At 64.1% G+C, this 19318-nt stretch carries 21 protein-coding genes and 1 pseudogene; 9 read left to right on the plus strand and 13 right to left on the minus strand.

Annotated elements, in window-relative coordinates:
• Position 1: 1 nt before the first annotated feature.
• Entirely contained in the window at positions 2-2245 is a 2244-nt protein-coding gene (locus ACQCSY_RS05940) for a putative transposase (protein WP_427133993.1), read from the minus strand.
• A 762-nt stretch (positions 2246-3007) separates the two neighbouring features.
• On the opposite strand from ACQCSY_RS05940, the pseudogene ACQCSY_RS05945 reads away from it, so the two are divergent.
• From ACQCSY_RS05945 to ACQCSY_RS05960, 4 genes and pseudogenes are all read left to right on the plus strand, one after another.
• Positions 3008-3109 (plus strand): annotated as a pseudogene (locus ACQCSY_RS05945) (hypothetical protein); the annotation flags it as partial.
• 50 nt (positions 3110-3159) lie between these two features.
• Positions 3160-3702, plus strand: a complete 543-nt coding sequence (locus ACQCSY_RS05950; protein ID WP_427136041.1) for a hypothetical protein — start codon at positions 3160-3162, stop codon at positions 3700-3702.
• A 91-nt stretch (positions 3703-3793) separates the two neighbouring features.
• On the plus strand, positions 3794-5272 hold the full coding sequence (locus ACQCSY_RS05955; RefSeq protein WP_427133994.1) for a sialidase family protein: 1479 nt from the start codon (positions 3794-3796) through the stop codon (positions 5270-5272).
• A gap of 106 nt (positions 5273-5378) precedes the next feature.
• Positions 5379-5600 carry a hypothetical protein gene (locus tag ACQCSY_RS05960; protein ID WP_427133996.1) on the plus strand — a complete coding sequence of 74 codons (222 nt, stop codon included), beginning with the start codon at positions 5379-5381 and terminating at the stop codon, positions 5598-5600.
• A 178-nt stretch (positions 5601-5778) separates the two neighbouring features.
• Here ACQCSY_RS05960 and ACQCSY_RS05965 read toward each other — a convergent pair whose 3' ends face one another.
• Positions 5779-6231, minus strand: a complete 453-nt coding sequence (locus ACQCSY_RS05965; RefSeq protein ID WP_427133997.1) for a hypothetical protein — start codon at positions 6229-6231, stop codon at positions 5779-5781.
• A gap of 80 nt (positions 6232-6311) precedes the next feature.
• Between ACQCSY_RS05965 and ACQCSY_RS05970 the strand changes: the two genes are divergently transcribed.
• Positions 6312-6767 carry a hypothetical protein gene (locus ACQCSY_RS05970; protein ID WP_427133998.1) on the plus strand — a complete coding sequence of 152 codons (456 nt, stop codon included), beginning with the start codon at positions 6312-6314 and terminating at the stop codon, positions 6765-6767.
• A gap of 205 nt (positions 6768-6972) precedes the next feature.
• Here ACQCSY_RS05970 and ACQCSY_RS05975 read toward each other — a convergent pair whose 3' ends face one another.
• The 3 genes from ACQCSY_RS05975 to ACQCSY_RS05985 form a co-directional block, all read right to left on the minus strand.
• Complete coding sequence (locus tag ACQCSY_RS05975; protein WP_427134000.1) at positions 6973-8196, minus strand: IS110 family transposase; 1224 nt, start codon at positions 8194-8196, stop codon at positions 6973-6975.
• Between the two features lie 275 nt (positions 8197-8471).
• Complete coding sequence (locus ACQCSY_RS05980; RefSeq protein ID WP_427134002.1) at positions 8472-8978, minus strand: nucleotidyl transferase AbiEii/AbiGii toxin family protein; 507 nt, start codon at positions 8976-8978, stop codon at positions 8472-8474.
• The gene (locus ACQCSY_RS05985; protein WP_427134004.1) at positions 8978-9334 is read right to left on the minus strand and encodes a transcriptional regulator; all 357 of its coding nucleotides are present in this window, start codon (positions 9332-9334) and stop codon (positions 8978-8980) included. The genes ACQCSY_RS05980 and ACQCSY_RS05985 overlap by 1 nt, the downstream gene beginning before the upstream one ends.
• A 343-nt stretch (positions 9335-9677) precedes the next feature.
• On the opposite strand from ACQCSY_RS05985, the gene ACQCSY_RS05990 reads away from it, so the two are divergent.
• Entirely contained in the window at positions 9678-10289 is a 612-nt protein-coding gene (locus ACQCSY_RS05990; RefSeq protein WP_427134006.1) for a recombinase family protein, read from the plus strand.
• Between the two features lie 172 nt (positions 10290-10461).
• Here the strand turns inward: ACQCSY_RS05990 and ACQCSY_RS05995 are convergent, their stop codons facing one another.
• Genes ACQCSY_RS05995 through ACQCSY_RS06010 form a run of 4 tightly spaced genes read right to left on the minus strand, consistent with a single transcriptional unit; the run spans position 10462 to position 14054 of the window.
• Positions 10462-11508, minus strand: a complete 1047-nt coding sequence (locus tag ACQCSY_RS05995) for an LLM class flavin-dependent oxidoreductase (protein ID WP_427134008.1) — start codon at positions 11506-11508, stop codon at positions 10462-10464.
• Positions 11509-11517: 9 nt separating this feature from the next.
• Positions 11518-12168, minus strand: coding sequence for a superoxide dismutase (locus ACQCSY_RS06000; protein ID WP_427134010.1), 651 nt, complete (start codon positions 12166-12168; stop codon positions 11518-11520).
• 48 nt (positions 12169-12216) lie between these two features.
• Positions 12217-13260 carry an LLM class flavin-dependent oxidoreductase gene (locus ACQCSY_RS06005; RefSeq protein ID WP_427134012.1) on the minus strand — a complete coding sequence of 348 codons (1044 nt, stop codon included), beginning with the start codon at positions 13258-13260 and terminating at the stop codon, positions 12217-12219.
• A gap of 44 nt (positions 13261-13304) precedes the next feature.
• The gene (locus tag ACQCSY_RS06010) at positions 13305-14054 is read right to left on the minus strand and encodes an NADPH-dependent F420 reductase (RefSeq protein ID WP_427134014.1); all 750 of its coding nucleotides are present in this window, start codon (positions 14052-14054) and stop codon (positions 13305-13307) included.
• Between the two features lie 21 nt (positions 14055-14075).
• Here ACQCSY_RS06010 and ACQCSY_RS06015 point away from each other — a divergent pair, with 21 nt between their 5' ends.
• From ACQCSY_RS06015 to ACQCSY_RS06025, 3 genes are all read left to right on the plus strand, one after another.
• Positions 14076-14579, plus strand: coding sequence for a MarR family winged helix-turn-helix transcriptional regulator (locus ACQCSY_RS06015; RefSeq protein ID WP_427134016.1), 504 nt, complete (start codon positions 14076-14078; stop codon positions 14577-14579).
• Between the two features lie 297 nt (positions 14580-14876).
• The gene (locus ACQCSY_RS06020; RefSeq protein ID WP_427134017.1) at positions 14877-15485 is read left to right on the plus strand and encodes a recombinase family protein; all 609 of its coding nucleotides are present in this window, start codon (positions 14877-14879) and stop codon (positions 15483-15485) included.
• Positions 15486-15692: 207 nt separating this feature from the next.
• Complete coding sequence (locus ACQCSY_RS06025) at positions 15693-15896, plus strand: cold-shock protein (RefSeq protein ID WP_069951488.1); 204 nt, start codon at positions 15693-15695, stop codon at positions 15894-15896.
• A gap of 462 nt (positions 15897-16358) precedes the next feature.
• Here ACQCSY_RS06025 and ACQCSY_RS06030 read toward each other — a convergent pair whose 3' ends face one another.
• From ACQCSY_RS06030 to ACQCSY_RS06045, 4 genes are all read right to left on the minus strand, one after another.
• Entirely contained in the window at positions 16359-16541 is a 183-nt protein-coding gene (locus ACQCSY_RS06030) for a YegP family protein (RefSeq protein ID WP_427134019.1), read from the minus strand.
• 76 nt (positions 16542-16617) lie between these two features.
• On the minus strand, positions 16618-17151 hold the full coding sequence (locus tag ACQCSY_RS06035; protein WP_427134021.1) for a flavin reductase family protein: 534 nt from the start codon (positions 17149-17151) through the stop codon (positions 16618-16620).
• 325 nt (positions 17152-17476) lie between these two features.
• Entirely contained in the window at positions 17477-18226 is a 750-nt protein-coding gene (locus ACQCSY_RS06040) for a class II aldolase/adducin family protein (RefSeq protein WP_427134023.1), read from the minus strand.
• A 164-nt stretch (positions 18227-18390) separates the two neighbouring features.
• Positions 18391-19179 carry an IclR family transcriptional regulator gene (locus tag ACQCSY_RS06045; protein ID WP_427134025.1) on the minus strand — a complete coding sequence of 263 codons (789 nt, stop codon included), beginning with the start codon at positions 19177-19179 and terminating at the stop codon, positions 18391-18393.
• Positions 19180-19318: the final 139 nt, after the last annotated feature.

Below are 19318 nucleotides of genomic sequence, written 5' to 3' on the forward strand. Positions count from 1 at the left end.
GTCAGTGGCGGTTTTTGATGCCGAACTGCAGCACCAGGCTGGTGCCGGGATAGACGGTTTCGGTGGCGGTGAGATGGTCGCAGAGTTCGGCGGCGGCCTTCGTGGCGCGGGCGGTTGGCAGCGGGTCCAGGGTGATCTCGAGGTGGCCGCCGGCGGGCCGGATATCGCCGGGCCGGACAAGCATCTGCCGGATGAGGGCGTGGGCCTCGTCGGACGCACGGGCGTAGCCGGTGTTCATCCGGACGTCGCGGGCGAGGGCGGTGACGGTGTTGAACGCGGCGATCTTCACCGCGTGGGTGAGCAGCTTGGTTTCGGTGTCCAGGATCTTCTGTGCGGGGGCGATGTCCCCGAGCCGAAGCCGGGCCGGCACGGCCCGGTGGGCGGCCTGCGCGTTGTCCAGGTCCTGTTCCGCCTGACGCAGTGGTGCGGTGAGCAGGTTGTAGGCCTCGTTCGTGATGAGCACGGACCCGTGGCCGTTAGCGGGGGTGCGGGCGGTGAGCAGGGCCGCGTCGGTGGCGGCCTTCGCCGCGGCATGGCGGGCCGTCGCGGACACCACTGTGGCGTGGGCAATCTTCTTCGCCGGGTTCGGCACCATGCGTTCGGCGTCATCGTCGCTGACGGCGTAGGCGTCCTGGGAGTCCAGGTCGAAGTGCATGCGCGCGTAGCGGAAGTGGTTTTCCTGCCGCCAGCGCGAGCCCATCCGGAACAGCAGTTCCCCGGGTGTGAGGTCGGTGCGGGTGGTGAGCAGGTGGATCTGGCGCACGGCACCCTTGCCGTTGTCGATCAGCCGGGTGATCTGGCGCATGCCGAAGACTTCAGCGTCCTTCTTCTCCCCGACGGGCAGGTCCACCAGGGCGTCGGCGGCCTCCCATGCGTGGGCCAGCCCGGTCTCCGGATCGGTGAAAGTCACAGTGCCGAAAAGCTCTGCGCCGAGGTCCTCGGCGGTTCCCTTGCGCCAGGTCAGGGTGTCGAAGCCTTTGGCGGCCATGTGTTTGAAGAGGGCCGGGGACCAGCCGCCGCGGTCGAACCCGACGAGGACCCGCCTGTCATTGCCGACGATGTCCCGCAGGGTGGGCAGCAGCCGGCGCAGCTCCATCGCCAGGGAGGCCCCGGGTTCGGCCAGGACGACCATGACCGGGTCCCCGGCGGCGTCACTGACCCAGGTCTCCAGGGTGGCCGGGGCCGGGAACTTCAACCGGGTGGAATGCTGCTTCGCGATCTTCCGGGTGCCATGGTAGGCGCGCACGTGCCCGTCCACGTACAGCAAAGCCGCCAGGTCCTCCCCGTCCGGGCCGCTGCCGGAGAGGTGGCGGGAGGCCATCGCCGTGATCAGCTCAGCGGCTTTCCCCGTTTCGGCGAGGGCAGCGAATTTGCGGCGGATGGTTTTGACCTCCGGGGCGCGGTCCATCCCCAGGATCCGGCCCAGGGCGTGCGGGTCGAACCGGGTCGCGCCCTCGGCGCGGGGTTCGCCGGCCAGGGCGCGGAACACCGCATCCAGCAGCACCGTCTCCAGCCCGTAGAACCCCGGGGCCAACTGCCTGTAAACCTCGTTCGCGCAGGCGAGCAGCCCAGTCGACGCCAGGGCCGGCAGGGCCAGGAACAGTCCGGCCAGCGGGACCCGGGCGGCCGGGGCGAAAACCGGCTCCGCATGGGACATAAGTCCGGTCCGGGCTGCGGCGCGCTCACCCGTGCGGTCCGCCGGTGCCGGGAGCACCGGTAGATCCAGTGCCTCCTGCCCCGGAAGCTGCCCACCGTGCGCGGCGTCTTGCGGCTGTTCTGCCTCCGGTACGGCCTGCCCGGCGGCGGTTTCCGCGGGTTCGAGGGCGCGCATCACGGTGGTCGTGGACAGCCCGGTCGCGGCGCCGATCGCGCGCAGGGACTGCCCGTCCGCCCGGCGCCGGAGGATCTCGGCGACCACGGTGTCCGTGAGCCGGGAGGGGCCCCTCGGGCCGGGTTTCTCCGGGACCAGGGCCGCGGTCCCGCCGGACTGGTAGTCCTTCCGCCACCGCCACGCGGTGCCCGGGGCCGTGCCAAACGCCGCGGCGACCTGCGCCACCGGGGCGGCCTTGAGCTTGAGCAGCTGTACCGCGGCCAGCCGCCGGCCCGTCTCGTCCCCGGCGTCCCACTGGAAGGACAGTACCCCGAAGAGGTAGACCCGGCCGCCGGTTTCGTCTTCCAGGACGGCGGCGGCCCCGAGCTCCACCGCCTCGGGCGGACACAGGGGAAGGGGCGGCTGCTCGGTCATCCAGCCCATCTTCCCACCTCCCGGAACCCAATAAAATCTCCCCCTAATTATATGACACTGCGGGCAGGATTAAAAGACCCCGGACCCGCAAAATCCCCGCCAATCCGGGAAACCCGGCCAGCCCCCGAATCCCCATGTCAGGAGCCCTGGTGTCGCAGCCCTGAACGGCGGGAACCCAGGGTGAAGATCTCACAGCTCCCAACCCAAGCAAGTGAATCTGCGGACCGGAAGCGCCGCCGTGGCTAAGAAAACACCCCGCTACCCGGAGCCGGGTTCTGCCCGTCAATGATGGGGGCAGGTCCGTGGGAGCCTGGTTCAGGCCGCTAGGTGTCCGATACCGGCAGCGGCCGTTATTCTAGTGGTCTGTATTCGTGTGGCGTTCGAGTCCCGGGGACCGCAAGACCCCGGAACTTCTGCGGTTTCCCGCGCCCCTGCGGTTCGGCGTCAGACCGCGAGGGACCGGTGGGCTGATCGTGCTTGCAGGTAGCTCCCTTGCTTGCAGTAACAGGACAGGTAGTCACACATAGCGAACGCTTCCCCCAGCAAATTAAACGAGTAGTTTCCACTCGTGCCCCGATCCGCCCGGGTAGGTACGCTCTTTGCGTTCAACCCTTCATCTACGTCACGCCGTTCGCCGGGGCGGTTGGGGGCAGACCACGTCATAGTTGGGCCAAGATTTCAATGACAGGGAAAACGTGATAACCGGGCACTCGAGGACAATTACCCTGGTTTTATCCGCACTTTCAACCATTGCGCTTACGCTTGCTCCAATCCCGGCGCAACCGGCCGACGCAGCGAATCCCGTCGCGGGCGACCTCCGGCTCGAGCGCGGGCTCCGCCGCCGCCGTCGCAGCGGGCATAATGCCCCTCGCGCACGGGAACGACCTCGGCGGCGCCGTCCGCTACGGTGCGGGGTGTTCGGCATCAAGCCCAGCCGCGGCTTCGTGCCGACGGGCTGCGTGCTCTTCGAGCGCGGAGCCAGAGTCGGCGCTGGGGAATACCTGGCCGGGGCGGAGGAGCTCCAGCGCTTCTCGCAGCGCACCGCCGGATTCTTCGCGGACATCAACGTATGGCTCACGCCGACCGTCGGCGGCCCGCCTGACCCGCTCGGGACACTCGCCGGCACCGAAGAAGAGCCCCTGCGGGGGCGAGAAGGCGGCGGGCCGCTTCCTCATCTTCGATGCCGAGTACGCCAACATCACGGGCGCCCCGCCATGAGCGTCCCCGCCAGCCTGCCGCTCGCGGTCGCGTTCCTCGGCCGTCCGGGCGACCACGCCCGGCTCATGGCCCTGGCGGCCCAGCTCGAGGTCGCCAGGCCTTTGGCGCGGGCATCACCGTGCTCGACGCGTGCCCGAGCCGCGAGGGTCTTCGAGCCGTTCAGCGCGAGCCGCGGGTTCGCCGAGGCCGTCGCGGCCGGCCCTCCGCGTTCGAGGCCGAGTCGCTCGATGACCTCGTGAGCTGGACTTTCCCGGAACGCACAGGCCCGTAGCGGACCCTTGACCGTTGTCGCACCCGCACCCAGCACCCCCACCCTTATAGGAGAAACCAATGATCGCCAGACGCCTGCGCCGAGCCGCACTGCTCACAATGCTGCCGGCCGCGCTCCTGCTCAACATGTCCGGAGCCTCCGCCGCGACGCTCAGCCCCCTGGCCGTTGCAAGCGGGGCCAGCCCGTTCTCGGCCTGCACGTTGGGCTCCGCCCCCGGCGCCGTGAACTACCCGAACGCCGAGGTCGAGCCGTGGGTCGCCGTCAATCCGGCCAACTCCAACAACATCATCGGCGCGTGGCAGCAGGACCGCTGGTCCGACGGCGGCGCGCGCGGCCTCGTGGCCGGTTACTCGACGAACGGGGGCACGACCTGGAACAGGGTAGCCCAGCCGTTCTCGACCTGCGCCGCGGGCGGACCTTCCCGCTACGACCGAGCCTCGGACCCGTGGGTCTCGATAGGACCGGACGGCACGGCATACTCGGTATCCATCTCGTTCCAAGGCGTCGGCTACGACAATGCCGTTCTCGCCTCGACCTCCCACGACGGCGGAGCAACATGGACTGCGCCGAAGACCCTGATCGAAGACCTCGGGTCTCCACAGTTCTTCAACGACAAGGAGTCCGTCACTGCGGACCCCTTGATCCCGGGCACGGCCTACGCAGTGTGGGACCGGCTCGTTTCACCGACCGATAACCCGCGGGCGACGGCCCATGCGTCCGCCTTCACGGGACCAACGCTCTTCTCCAAGACGACGGACTCGGGTGCCACGTGGAGCCCGCCGACGGTCATCGTGCACACCGGCAACAAGCAGCAGACCATCGGCAACCAGATCGTTGTCGGCCCGGACCGCACGCTGTACAACTTCTTCGACCTCATCCTGGGCACGGGCAAGAACGGTATCGACAAGCTGCACGGGCTCAACGTGGCCTACACCAAGTCCACGGACGGGGGCGCCAGTTGGACGGCCCCGCAGGTCATCGCGAAGCTCAACACCGTGGGCGTCACCGACCCCAACACGGGTGCGACCGTTCGGACCGGGGACATCATCCCAGAGCCGGCTGTCGACCCGGCCACCGGGCAGCTCTACGTCGTGTGGCAGGACTCACGGTTCAACGGCGGGCACTACGATGAGGTCGCGATCTCGACGTCGACTGACGGCGGCGCGACCTGGAGCGCGCCGGCGCAGGCCAACACGCCGAAGGGCGTCCCGGCTTTCACCCCGAGCGTCCGCGTCGCCGGCGGCAAGGTCGGCGTCGCATACTACGACTTCCGGAACCTCACCGTGGGGAACACGAGCACGCTTCCCACGGACTACTGGTTCACCTCCTCCCCAGTGGGCACTCCTGCGCTCGGGGACGAGACGCACGTGCACGGCCCATTCGACATGATGACGGCGCCCGTGGCCCGCGGGTTCTTCGTGGGCGACTACGCCGGTCTGGCCCCCGTCGGCTCGTCGTTCGCGTCGCTGTCCATACGGGCCAACGACGCGAACACGTCCAACCGGACCGACGCCGTGTTCACGGTCATCACGCCGTAGGCGAGCCGCCCGCACAAGGCAGGCACCGGCCAAGGCTAAGGACTCGAGCCGCACGGTCGTCATCCTGGATGTCTACCTCGAGCTCTCAGCCCAGCAACTTCGGACCTTGATTGTAAGCGGCAAGAAACTGCCGCTACTCGTAAACGGCGTGCCCGGTGTCGAACTCAAGGTGGTCACGAATCGTCCGCCAGCCCCAAAAAATGCCTCAGCTCCAAAAGCCCCCGCCGTCATTACCACGACGCGAGTTCTGGCCGAAGTCGCCGCCCCCGACTATGGGGTGACGAGCTTTGACCGTCTGCTGGCTGCCGAACTCAGCCCGGAAGTATAGGGGTTCGCACGGGGTTTTGGGGATCTACTGTAGTTGGAAGGCGAGTGGCCGAGCCTCACCCACGACCCGCAGGTACTCTCCGGTTTGCGCCGGCACTCCTCCATGTCCCAATCTGAGTCGTTGAATCGCTCGGCGTTCCGACAGGATCCAAGCCCAGTGCTGATGCCGCTGGTCATGACTAGGAAACGAGTGTCAATGGCCAGTAGCTTGTACCCACTGGTGGCCAGCAGAAATGCCCGGGGGGCGGGTCGTCCGTGACCCAGAGGGCGACGTTGTGGCCGACCAGCCCGCGGAGCTCTTCGGTGTGGGCCGTTGGTGGCAGATCATTGCGTGGCGGACCGTAGGCGCTTTTCCTGTATCCGGCCTCGTCGTTCCATCCGGTGGTGTAGCTGACGTGGTCGCTGAAGCCGTGCCCGAACTCCAGGGTGGAAACGCTCTCGATCGTGACGTTGATCCGCCGGACATTCGGTTCGTAGAGGGGGACGGCGGGGCCGGCCGCCTCGGCGGCGCACTCCAGGACCATCTGCACGATGCCCTTGGCATGGTCGCGCTGGACATCGATGAGCTGGCGCTTCAACACCAGGTCGGTGACGGCTTCAAGGTTGGTCGAGACGTTCGCAGTGGTTTCCATGGCCGTCATGTGTGCGGAGGACGGAGCGTCGCTTCCCGGCCGGCTTGCGGGAGGTATTGTTCTGACCTATGGAGACAAACGTGGGGGAACCAGTGGACGGCCGGCTGAAGGCCCTGATCGCCACGGCGGAGCGGGACGAGACGTGCCCGGGGGTGTGCGTGATTGTCGGGAGCTGGGTCATCCAGGGCAGGCCGGTGAGCACGGCGGAATTCATGCGGGCCACGTACCGCGACTATGTGCGCCAGGTCGCTACTCCGGTAGGCAGCAAGATCAGCGGAAACAAGGAGGAACGCTCAAGACTGATGGGGGAGCACTTGCGCCCGTTCATGGCCGCCTTCGGCTACAAGTCGGACGCTGATGCCCTGGCGCTCAGTCTTGCCGACGCCTCCGTTTCCGGATCCACCGGACCGGTCCTCAAGGTGCCGGCGCTGCGGATCCCGGTCAGCGCGGTGCAGACCTGGTGGTCTGCCGGCTTCGAGGTCGACCCGGGCAAGGGATTCGCCGGCGGAGGCATCTCGGTCGGATTCAACATCTGACGACTCCCCTTCAGTCGCAGCGGCGTGGCTGTCAGCCCCGCTAGCACTGAACCTTGTGTTCCACTTCGCCTTTATGGCCGGAAGCACGTTATCGTTCCACCGGCGCTTGATGTCTGGACTCTTGACGGCAACAAGGGTTACCGCAGCGCCTAACGCAAAGCTTATGGCCGCGACTACCCTACGTGATGCTCCTATAGTTGTCAACTCATTTCTCAGGTGGGTTTTGCTCGGTGAGCCAGCTCCTGTATTCATTGGCGAGGTTGTCGTCTCGGCTGAGTCCTCGTTCGATGCGAGAAAGGGTGCCTGGCCAGGTGCTGAAGTGCCCGGCCGCATCCCGGAGGGTTATCCCGAGTTGCTGTCTTGTCGGGCGCAGGTCTGTGATGACGGGCGCTGGCTTAGGGTTCGTTATTTGGGAGTAGATTTCGCGGGAGACGTAACGTTTGAGACAGCGCATGATCTCTTTCTTGGTCTTGCCTTCTTCGGTTCGCCGGACAACATAGTCCTTCGTGCGCTGGTCGGTGGCCATGCGGGAAACGACCACGTGGTGGATGGCCGTGTTGGCGGCCCTGTCGCCGCCGTGGCTGAGCCGGTGCCGGGTAGTCTTCCCCGAGGACGCGGGGATGGGGGCGGTGCCTGTCAGGGCTGCAAACTGGGCTTCGTTGCCGATGCGTTCGGTGTTGTCTCCCATCGTGACGAGGAGCTGGCTGGCTACCTCGGTTCCGACCCCGGGGAGGTCGCAGAGCATGGGTGCGTGCACAGCCAGTACCTGGGCCAACTGATCATCTGCCTCGCTGATTTCGCGGTCCAGATTCCGGTAGCGTGTAGCCAGGATTTTCAAGACGGCAGCGGTGGCATATTCCGGGTCCGTGAGGGTGCCTGCTGGGCGTGAGTGTTCGAGTGCGGGGATGAGTTGCGCGGAACTCATCCCCCGGAATTTGCTGCGGACCAGTTCGGGGGCGGAGACCAGGATGCCCTTGATTTGGTTGATTGCAATGGTGCGTGCCTTCATCGCTGAGACCCGGGCGGTCCGCAGTACCCTGAGGCATTCGACTGGTCCATCCTTGGCTTTCGGGGTAGAGGTACCCCGATCGGCCAGTACTGATTCCGCGGCTTGGTAGGCGTCAAGGGGATCTGATTTGCCCCGCAGTCGGCGGGTCTGGCGGTTGGGCCGGTTCACCTCCTGCACCTTCAATCCCTCGTTGGTCAGGACCCTGCTCAGCTCTGCGCCGTAGCTGCCAGTTCCCTCGACCCCGATGCCGATGACGGTCCCGAATTGCGTGATGAAGGCAATGATTTTTCGGTAGCCTGATCCGACGGCCAGGAATTCCTTGTCGGCAACATGCCGGCCGTATTCGGTGATGATCGCGACGTGGTGGGTATCGGCGTGGGTATCGACGCCGGCGATGACTTTCAACAGATCGTTTGTCATGATGAAACTGCCCTTCCTTTGCATCACATGCATAATTGACGGGCACGTTGGCCAGGTGGGCAGACAAGACGGCAATGGGACTGTTAGCTTCAGGCTCCTATAAAGTCATGTCCGCCTGGTCAGCGCCACTTCCTGCAGTCGTGAAACGGTGGACAGATCACGTAAAGGACAGCCCTTTGGGGGGCGTCAGTCAGGCTGAGGGTCACACCGCTTCAAGACCATTATCATCATTGCCGTCAGGGTTGGGTGAGGCCAGCAGCTCGTAGCAACTTCGTCTAGTTCGTAGGGCGAGAATCAGGAACTTCACCAATGTCTATCTCCACGATGAATCGTCTGGATTCCCTGATGGCGTCCAGGTCCAGGTAGTCGCGGACTTCGGCCCTGCTGTAGACAGCTACGACTTTGCTTCCTACGGCGTCCTCGAGACTCAGGACCGGGCCGATGGACAGTGTGACTGGTTCCGCTGCGCGCCAGTCGACACCAAGGTCCACTTCGACGGTTTGGCCGGTAGGTGACGTGGCAGAAAAGTTTGCGAACTGTGGGGCACTGCGGCGCTCGACAACCTCGAGTCCACGTTCTCTCATCGCGGCCGCGAGTCTTGTTGTGGAAGCAGCGAAGGCTTCGGTGCTGGTTACGGATGTGAACAGGTCAATGTCCTGTGTGGGGCGGTCGATGATTCCGTGTTCGCGGATGGCACCGGAGCCGGCCAAAGCGAACCCTCCACTAGCCAAGGCATCCAACGCTAGGCGGGTGACATCACGCTGGTACTCGACGTCCGACATTACGAGCGCTGCGCCAGCTGCGGGAACTTGTTCTCCCACAGGGTCCGGCAACGGACAGGTAGCATCAACTCGTTCCAGACTCTGACCAAAAGGCCGGCGTTGAGCAGTTCGTTCTGATCCGCTCGTGTACCTTCGCGCAGGAGCGCCTGATAGGCCTTGATCACGCCCTCCGGCTCCCCTAGGTCGCAGTCCGCTTTAGGGCCCCAGTAGACGTGTTGCGGCAGCGTTAGAGCGCCTTCCGCTGGGCCCTGGAGGTCCGTGAGGCGTTCGGGCACCTCATACGGGATCACGTCCTGTATGAGGACCCGAGGTTCGTTGGGGTGGTGGCCCGCGTTCCTGGGCTTGAGGGTGGGCACTGATGTCTCCTGGTAGTGCGGCCGGTTGTTGCCGCTGGGCTCAGGTTAGCAAGCGTGCACGAAACTCAATACAGGGCCGCGTTGTTCATTTTCCGGTTTCGTGCACCGTTGCGTGCAAAGGGCGCTGCCCGAGTTCCGCGAATTAGCTGTCATTTTTCGAAGTCGTCTGCACGGAATGTCCGAAGTCGTCTGCACAACTCGCCCACCTGTCACATACAGTCGATCAGCAACCCTTTGCATGACTTAGAATAAATAACGGGTTAAGTGACACATCCTGGTTTCATCCCGATTTGGATTCATGCTGTCACTTAAACGAACGTTAAAATGACAGAGGAGAACTCCTGTGCTCGTCGGATACATGCGCGTCTCGAAGGCGGACGGCTCCCAGACCACGGACCTGCAGCGCGACGCACTCCTGGCCGCAGGCATCGGCGCGGACTCCCTCTATGAAGACATGGCCTCCGGCAAGAAGGACGACCGGCCCGACTTGGCCGCCTGCCTGAAAGCCCTGCGCCACGGTGACACCCTGGTGGTGTGGAAGCTTGACCGGCTGGGCCGGGACCTGCGTCACCTGGTCAACATCGTCCACGACCTGACCGAACGCGGCATCGGCCTGAAAGTCCTCACCGGCCAAGGTGCGGCGATCGACACCACCACCGCCTCCGGGAAGCTCGTCTTTGGGATCTTCGCCGCCCTGGCGGAATTCGAACGCGAATTGATCTCTGAACGCACCCTCGCCGGGCTTGCCTCCGCCCGTGCCCGCGGCCGGAACGGCGGCCGGCCCTACAAGATGACACCTGCGAAACTCCGCCTCGCCATGGCTTCCATGGGTAAGCCCGGCACCAAAGTCGGTGATCTCTGTGACGAGCTCGGCATCACGCGACAGACCCTGTACCGGCACGTCTCACCCATCGGGGAACTGCGTCTCGACGGGGAAAAGCTGCTGTCGCGGTAGCTGTTCAGGTATGCAATGGAGGTTGTATCGCCATAGGTGTGCCAACGAGACGATTCCTTGCCCGCCGTCGAGTTCAGACGGCGGGTGTGAATATACAGGCGCCAGGTGGCCTGGATTTGGCAGCGCTATTTGGCCCGTGATTTCCGGGTTGCAGCCCCTGTCGCAGGTCTCCTTACAGGTTCTTCAGGAGGCGCTCGACGCGTGGTTTGACCTCGGTGGCCAGCAGAGTGATGGATTCCAGGAAGTGTTCCTGGGGCAGGCCGCCGATGTCCATTTGCAGGAAGTGCCGCATATGCCCCAAGTGACCGTAGAGGTCCACGATGCGTTCGGCGATTTCGTCTGGGCCGCCGACGTAGTAGGCCCGGGGCGCTTCTGCCAGCGCATCGAAGTGGCTTTTCTCCGGGGCGGGCCAGCCGCGCAGTTTGCCCATCTCGATGTTGAGGTTGTGCCAGCCGGGGTAGGAGCGTTCCATCGCTTCCTTCTTGGTCGGTGCGATCACGCCGAAGGCGCCCACGGAAACTTTGATGTCCTCTCCGCTGTGCCCGGCCTGGACCGCGGATGACCGGTACAGCTTCGCCAATGAAGCGAACCTGGACGGGGTGCCGCCGATGATGCCATAGGAGACGGGCAGGCCCAGTTTGCCGGCGCGGGCCGACGACGGTGCGCTGCCTCCGGTACCCAGCCAGATGGGCAGCCGGCCGCTGACGGGCCGGGGAACCACCGCAAGGTTCTGCAGGCCTGGCCGTACCGTGCCCTCCCAGCTGACGCGGGCGCCGTCGTCGGTGTTGTTGATGCTCGTCAGCAGGTCCAGCTTTTCGGCGTAGAGCGTGTCGTAGTCGTGCCGCTCGTAGCCGAACAGGGGGTAGGACTCGGCGGAGGAGCCGCGGCCGGCGGTGATTTCCACCCGGCCGCCGCCGGAGACCGCGTCGGCTATGGCGAACTGCTGGTATACCCGGACCGGGTCGTCGGTGCTGAGCACGCTCACGGAGCTTCCGAGGATGATCTGCTTGGTCGATCCCGCGGCAGCGGCAACCATGGCGCCCGGGGAGGAGGCTGGCATGTCCGCAGTGTGGTGTTCGCCAACCCCGAAGTAGTCCAGACCGGCCCGGTCGGCCAGGACAATGGCCTCGTGGAGGTTGCGGATCGCCTCCGCCGTGGGGCGGAGGCTCCCTTCAGGGTTTCGCTGGGTGTCGCCGAAGCTGTAGACGCCGAGTTCCATGGAGCGGCCTTAGGCCTGTGATTCGACGGCGGCGGTTGCCGGCAGAATGAGGCAGGTAGCGTTCTTGCGGGCGGCGTCGAAGCGTCGGGTGACGTCGGCCCAGTTGACGATGTTCCAGAAGGCCTTGACATAGTCGGCCTTGACGTTGACGTAATCCAGGTAGAAGGCGTGCTCCCACATGTCCAGCATCAGCACTGGGGTGGTGCCCAGTGCGACGTTGCCCTGCTGGTCGTAGAGCTGCTCGATCACGAGGTTGCCGCCGATCGGCTCGTAGGCCAGGAAGGCCCAGCCCGAACCCTGCAGGCCCAGGGCGGCTGCACTGAAGTGGGCGCGGAACGCATCGAAGGAACCGAACGCGTCATCGATCGCGGCCGCCAGTTCGCCTTCGGGCTTGTCGCCGCCGTCCGGGGAGAGGTTCTTCCAGAACACGGAGTGGTTGATGTGGCCGCCGGTGTGGAACGCCAGGTCCTTGGAGAGGCGGTTGATGTTAGCGAAGTCGCCCTTCTCCCGCGCCTCGGCCAGCTGGGCCAGGGCGTTGTTGGCGCCGGCCACGTAGGTGGCGTGGTGCTTGCTGTGGTGCAGCTCCATGATCCTCGCGGAGACGTGGGGCTCCAGCGCTGCATAGTCATAGTCGAGGTCGGGCAGTACGTAGGTGTTCATATTTCTTCCTTAGAAGCCGGGAAACGATGCGGGGTGTGAATGCGTGGACTATTTGCCGGCCAGGAGCCGTTCGACACGGGGGTTGACCTCGGTGGCCAGCAGGGTGAGGGATTCGAGGAAGTGTTCCTGCGGCAGGCCGCCGATGTCCATCTGCAGGAAGTGCCGCATATGCCCCAAGTGACCGTAGAGGTCCACGATGCGTGCGGCGACTTCGTCGGGGTCTCCGACGTAGTACGCACCGGGGAAGTCGGCCTGTGCCAGGAACTGCCGCTTGTCCGGTGCGGGCCAGCCTCGGAGTTTGCCCATTTCGATGTTGAGGTTGTGCCAGCCGGGATAGAAGCGTTCCAGCGCTTCCTTTTTGGTCGGGGCGATCAGGCCGAGCGTGGCCACGGAAACCTTGATGTCCTCGCCGTTGTGTCCGGCCTGGACCGCGGATGACCGGTACAGCTTCGCCAACGAAGCGAACCTGGACGGGGTGCCGCCGATGATGCCATAGGAGACGGGCAGGCCGAGCTTGCCGGCGCGGGCCGAGGACGGTGCGCTGCCGCCGGTTGCGAGCCATAGGGGCAGGCGGCCGTTGACCGGCCGGGGCACGACCGCCAGGTCGTGGAGTGCGGGCCGGACGGTCCCTGACCAGGTGACGTTTTCGGTTTTACTATTGTTGATGGTCATCAGCAGGTCGAGCTTTTCGGCGTAGAGCCGGTCGTAGTCGTTCAGGTCATAGCCGAACAGCGGGAAGGTCTCCACGGAGGATCCGCGGCCGGCGGTGATTTCCACCCGGCCGCCGCCGGAGACGGCGTCGGCGGTGGCGAACTGCTGGAACACCCGTACCGGGTCGTCGGTGCTGATGATGCTCGCGCCGCTGCCGAGCTTGATCTGCTTTGTGGCGGCAGCCGCCGCGGCGATCACCGTGCCGGGCGAGGAGGCGGGCATGTCCAGGGTGTGGTGTTCGCCCACGCCGAAGTAGTCCAGCCCTGCCTGGTCGGCCAGGACAATCGCCTCGAAGAGGTTACTGATGGCCTCGGCGGTGGGCCGGAGGCTTCCGTCGGGGTTGCGTTGGGTGTCGCCGAAGCTGTAGGCGCCGAGTTCCATGATGTTCTCCTGATTGCAGTGCTGCAAGGTGGGTGAAGGCAGATTCAGGCGCGGGCAGGTTCACGGTCCGCAGCCAGGATGGAGCGCAGCTGCTCCGCGGTGTGGCTGCCATTGAAAATCCCGGTGCCCGGCTGGAAAGCCCGTCCGGCTCTGAGCGGACCCGCATCAACGTGGTCGTAACCGAGTTGATCGATGAAGCCGGCCACAAGGGCCTTCGCGTTGTCGTTGTCGCCGGCCAGGGCCAGGGCACGCCGTCCCTCGGAACCCGCTTCACTGCCGTCCTCTTCGAGGTCGTGGTAGCCGATGTGATTGAGACTCTTCACGATGTCCGAACCGGACAGGTAGGACTGGACGATTTCGCTGCTCGTCCTGACATCGTTCTCGAAGTCGTCAATCTCCCCGTCGACGGGTGCCCAGTAGTTCATCGCGTCGATGACCGTCCGGCCGGCCAGAAGATCCGGGTCGAGGGTTCGGTACTTGTGCAGCGGTACAGCCACCACGACGATGTCCGCCCCCGCCGCTTCGGTGGCCGTGACGGCCACCGCGCCGGGGGTGATGATCTCCACCAGCAGGGCGATTTCGTCCGCCGGCTTTGCGGTGGCGATCCTGACGTCGTAGCCGGCCTTAAGAGCCTGCCGGGCGACGGCGGTTCCGACCCTGCCCGCGCCGAGGATTCCAATGGTCCGGGCTTCTCCCGGCTGGTTCTGCGGAATGCTCATACCGCTGTTCCTTCCTGAATCAGAATGTGTTGCTAGACAGACTATATTCCTAACAGAACATCTGCACAACTTCACGTTTGACGGTATGATGGGTTCATGACCGAAAGCACACAGACCCGCCCCGGGGACACGATGGCAGCCGTTCCGGGCGACCTAGGATGGCATCTGGGCATGGTGCTGCGCGGCTACCAGACCCGCTTCGAGGCCGCTGTTGACCAGATGCCCGCCGGCATCCGAGGCTTCCAGGTGCTCTCCGCCGTCGTGCACAAGGACCCGCCGAACCAGCAGGCCCTCGGGGCTCACCTGGCCATCGACCGGACCGTCCTGACCTACCTGCTGGACACCCTGGTGGATGCCGGCGTCGTCGAACGCATCCCCGATCCGGCCGACCGCCGGGCCAGGAAAATCATCGCCACCGACCGTGGACGGCACATGCTGGCTGTCCACGAGGAGCGCGTCTCAGCCGCCGAAGCAGACCTCCTCGCCGGACTGGAAGCGGACGACGCACAGACCCTCGGTGTCCTGCTCAGCCGGCTGGCAAGAAATATCCACCGCACCCAGCCCGGGACCAGCCCCTGCGAAGCGATGGACAACCTCTAAAACTTTCAAGCGCGACCTCACAGCCTCCCAACGCGTCCCACGTCATGGCACCTCGCCCCTGTCCCTACTCCTGCACACCAGGGCACGGTTGCCGTCTAGATCATCGAGACAGCGCCGGTGGAGTAGTCACGGCTGGGTCCGGGTGCAGACGACTTCGGACATTCCGTGCAGACGTCTTCTGAAAGTGACAATGCGGCTTGGAACTCCGCGGCTCCGAGTGTCTTGCCACCGTGTATCGCAGCCTCCTGCTAGTTTTACTGACATGAGTATTGGTTGCAAGACACTGGCGGGGCTTACATGGGAAAACTGATCGGCTACGTCCGGGTCTCGACCAGGGCACAGGACTTCGACCGGCAGGTTCGGGACCTGCTCGCAACCGGTGTGCGACGTGATGACCTCTACACCGACCACGGGGTCAGCGGCGCCCGGGCATCAAGGCCGGAATTCAATAGTGCGCTGGAAGCACTGCACGAGGGGGACACACTGGTGATCACCACGTTGGACCGGCTGGGAAGGTCCACCGTGAATATGCTCGGCCTTGCCGAAGAACTGCGGGCCAGGGGCATCAACCTTCGGGTGCTGAACCTGGGCGGCGGGAATGTAGACACCGGAACCCCGATGGGATCCATGGTCTTCACCGTCATGGCGGCCCTGGCCCAGATGGAACTCGAGATTAAGCGCGAACGCATCAACGACTCTGTCTCCAAACGCCGGGCCGCGGGGAAGGATCTGGGCGGACGGCGGCAGCAGTTCAGCGACAGCCAGATCAGCAACGCCCGCCGCCTCATCGACGCCGGGGAGGCAGCTACCCACATCGCCCGTGACCTGGGTATGTCGCGGGCGACCCTGTACCGGCGGATCGGAGAGCTGGATGCCCGGCAATGGATCACCTCTCAGACGCCCTGAGGCAGACCTGCAGCAGTAACCCCGCATCGGCCGGTTCACCCTTCGGCACTCTCAGGCCCCAGCTGATGCCAAACCGCCCCGGCGACTTCCGCTTTTGAAGCCAACTGTTGCCCCTGCAAACGATCGCCCATAGGCTCATCCATGTGAGTGGCGGGGACGGTATTCCGAGAAGCGGAACCGCCCAGCGACCCGTGAAGGAAATCAAGCATGGCAACAGGTACTGTCAAGTGGTTTAACTCCGAAAAGGGCTTTGGTTTCATTGCCCCTGACGACGGAAGCGCTGACGTGTTCGCACACTATTCGGCAATCGCATCCAGCGGTTACAAGTCCCTGGACGAGAACCAAAAGGTTCAGTTCGACATCACCCAGGGCCCCAAGGGCCCCCAGGCTGAGAACATTCAGCCGCTCTAGCAGTCCCCGAGAGACTGGTCAGCCGTTGCGGCCGGCCAGTCTCTTGCTATGTCCGGGGTGAGAGTAAACATGTGGCACGATGACGTTAATCCGGGCGGTAGCCGCCGCACAGCCTTTGGACCCGTTGCGACAGATCAGGCGACACTAGGCTGATTCCGGTGAATCGTCATTCAGTGCCTCATCCTCGAGCTGCTGGAAGGTCCGGCCCGTCACGGTCTTCCAGGTAATCCTTCGTTGATGCTGCCGCCTAAAACCACCGCGCCAGTGGTGCTAGAAAATTCCATCTAGAGACGGTACTGCTCACCCTCGAGGAGCTCGGCTATCCCGTGACAGCAACTGACTTTTCGACCAACGTGAACACCAAGTACACCGCCGCGTTCGGAAAATAGTCCCTGAAGCCACAAGGAAGCCCGGCTGCCCTTCACTGGGCGGTCGGGCTTCCTCATGCCGCGTCTAGCCCGGTCAGGCCTCTCCTGCGAGGACCACGACGTCGCCGCCGGCGTTTTTCTTGACAGATTCGACCCCGTTCAACGCTGGCCTTGGTCTTGTAGCTTTCCGATGAGGCGATCGTTCGCCCTTGCCGGCCTTGAGCCGGAACCGGTAGCCGCCGGTCTTGTCTTTGTAGACCTCAAACTTGCCTGCCATGAGCACCCCCTTTGTATCGGGTGACAGGCCCGTGCCTGTGCCACTTAGTTACTCGGGATGTTCTCTGGCTGACCGGTCAGCTGATTTCGCGCAGGTGGCGGTACTGGCCTTTGTAATAGAGCAGGGGTTGCTTGGCGTGCCAGGCGGCGTCGCTCATCTCGTTGACCTTGCCGATGACGATGTAGTGGTCGCCGGCCTCATATTCTGCCCAGATGTCGCAGTCGAGCCACATCAGGGTGTCGGTGATCACCGGGTTGCCGTTTGCGGTGGCGGCCCAGTCGATGCCGGCCCACTTGTCGGTGCCCTTGCGTGCGAACTGGTTCGAGATCTCGTGCTGGTCGTGTGAGAGCACGTTCACCGAGAACTTGCCGGTCTCCCGGATTCGAGGGTATGTGGTCGACGTGAGCATGACGCTAAACGACACCAGGGGAGGCTCGGTCGAGACGCTGTAGAACGACTGGCAGGTGAAACCAACCGGCGCGCCCTCTTCGAGGCCACCGATGATCGTGATGCCCGAGGCGTAGTGCCCGAGAGTGTCGCGGAACGAGCGCGGCTCGATGGCAGTTCCGGCTGCGGTGGCCTGCGTCTGGTTGGGTTGGGTGATGGTCATTGTGTCAGCTCCTGGCCCGCCAGCCACGCTCGGACCGAGGGAACCATTCGCTCCCGCCCGAAATCGTGGGCGCGATCGAAGGCCTCGCGCTCCGCCGTCCGGCACCGACCATCGCGTTCATCCACCGACGGATCAGTGCCGTCGTACTGGACCGGGGTATGCCCGCCCCCGGCTACCGGCAGCTACAGGCCACTACGACGATCCGCAAAACCTTAGCGTCGGATATTTCACTTTTTCACAAGCCACCCCAACCTGTTCTTGAAATCCTTCGTTTCCAAGCAAGCAGCGATGCAGACTGTTCTAGTTCCCAAGTTCCGGGCCCGGACTACCCATTCGCGAATTGCACTCGCGTACGGGCTCCCGCTCGCCAGATTCCCCAAGCTCGTTCGATCTGGGACCTCATGGTCGAGACAGTAGCGTGGCCTTCTTCCTCCGTGAGATATGTGCAGGATCCCAGACGGAGCGCGTCTGCTTGGGTCTTGGCATTGATTTCGGTGTAGATGGCGCGGTAGACGGCATCCTTGAGTGATGTTCCGACGGCCACTGAACCGTGGCCACGCATCAGCAGGACGGGTGATTGTGCCAGGGACGTCGCCAGGGCCTGGCCGGATTCGGCCGTTCGAATGAGCAGATCTGATGCGTCGCCGATTACGTCCCGGATTTCGAATACCGGTGTTGGCTTGGCGAGGAAGCCGGCCATGTGCATAACTGCCCGCAGCGGGGTGTCTACGACGCTAAATGGAACCACGGCCGGGGAGTGGCTGTGGACGATGGCCAGCACGTCAGGACGGGCCTTGTAGATTTCGCCGTGGATGAAGCGTTCCAGGTATACCGGTCGCGGATCCAGGGTTTCGCCGTCGAGATTGAACTCGAGGATGTCGTCTTCACTGACGAGCGCCGGGGCGAGGTTTCGGGACAGAAGAAACCTGTCGGGCCTGTCCGCGGCGCGTGTGCTGACATGACCGAACGCGTCCAGTACGCCCTGGTCGAACAATATGTGATTGGCGTCAACGAGGTCGGCCAGCTGCACGGCCCGGCTCGTGTTTTCCTGCTTCATTGCAGTTCCGCTGTTCATCTTCCAGTTTCTCCTCAGTGAGTTGGCTTCTACCGTCGGCCGCTGTCTGTCAGGCTGCACTTTGCTTCGATCAAGAATGCGCCGCCCGCTTCTTCTATTCGAGAGGATTCTTCTATGAGGAACAGATCAGGTCGGAGCCTTCCTGTGAGTCAGACTTCCGCGGCTCAAGTCTCCCGATACCCGGAAAGGCCGGTGGTGGCCCGTTGGGCGACGGCCAACAAATCGGCGCCCAACTTCTCGATCGTTCCGCTGTTCATGCGGCTCGTGGGCCCCGCGATGGAGAGGGCACCCACCGCGTCCCCGATCTCGTTGTGCAGGGCCACACTCACAGCTCGCACCCCAGGTTCCGTGTCCGGGAGGCTGACGGCATATCCCTTCATCCGTATCAGTGCCAGTGAGTGGGCCAGCGCGTTCCACTCACCCTGCGAAAGTCGGGCCTCATCGTCCGGTGCCGCGCCGGCCTCTTCGCCGACGTAGTAGAGGTCGCGCAGCTGCTGGTCGGTTAGTTCTGCCAGCATGGCCCTGCCTCCCGAGGCGGCACGTGCAGGCAACGCAGTTCCCCGGCGGTCACCGACCCGAAGATATTGCGTGCATTCGACAGTCGCGATGAACCGTGTCCACCGTCCGCTGCGGATGGACAACTGGACAGACTCATCGTTGCGATCACGCAATGCGTCCATGTGGGGCAACATGATTCTGGTCAGTTCCGACGTGGGCCTGTGCTCAACAGCCGATACGAAGAGTGACGGGCCGGGTCGGTACTTGTGCGACTCATCGCGAATGGCGAAGTCGCGGTAGACGAGCATGGAAAGCAGCCGGTGAGCGGTCGACCGCACCACGCCCAGAGTCTCAGCGGCCTCTGTGACACCCAGCTGACCCTGGTCGCGCAGCAGGTGCAGAAGCACCAGCGCGTTATCCACCGAGGACAGAGGATACGGCGGTTTGTTCTTCATAGAAGAATCATAGAGCCCTTGTGGTTGCGGTCACACTAGCTTTGAAACACAAGTTGACGAAGCAATGGCGAGGGAAATCCGGCCACAAATTTCAGCGGTTGTAGCGCAAACTGTCGCTGAAAACACCCCCTTGCACGTT

This window comes from Pseudarthrobacter sp. S9 (assembly GCF_050156545.1).
GTDB lineage: Bacteria > Actinomycetota > Actinomycetes > Actinomycetales > Micrococcaceae > Arthrobacter.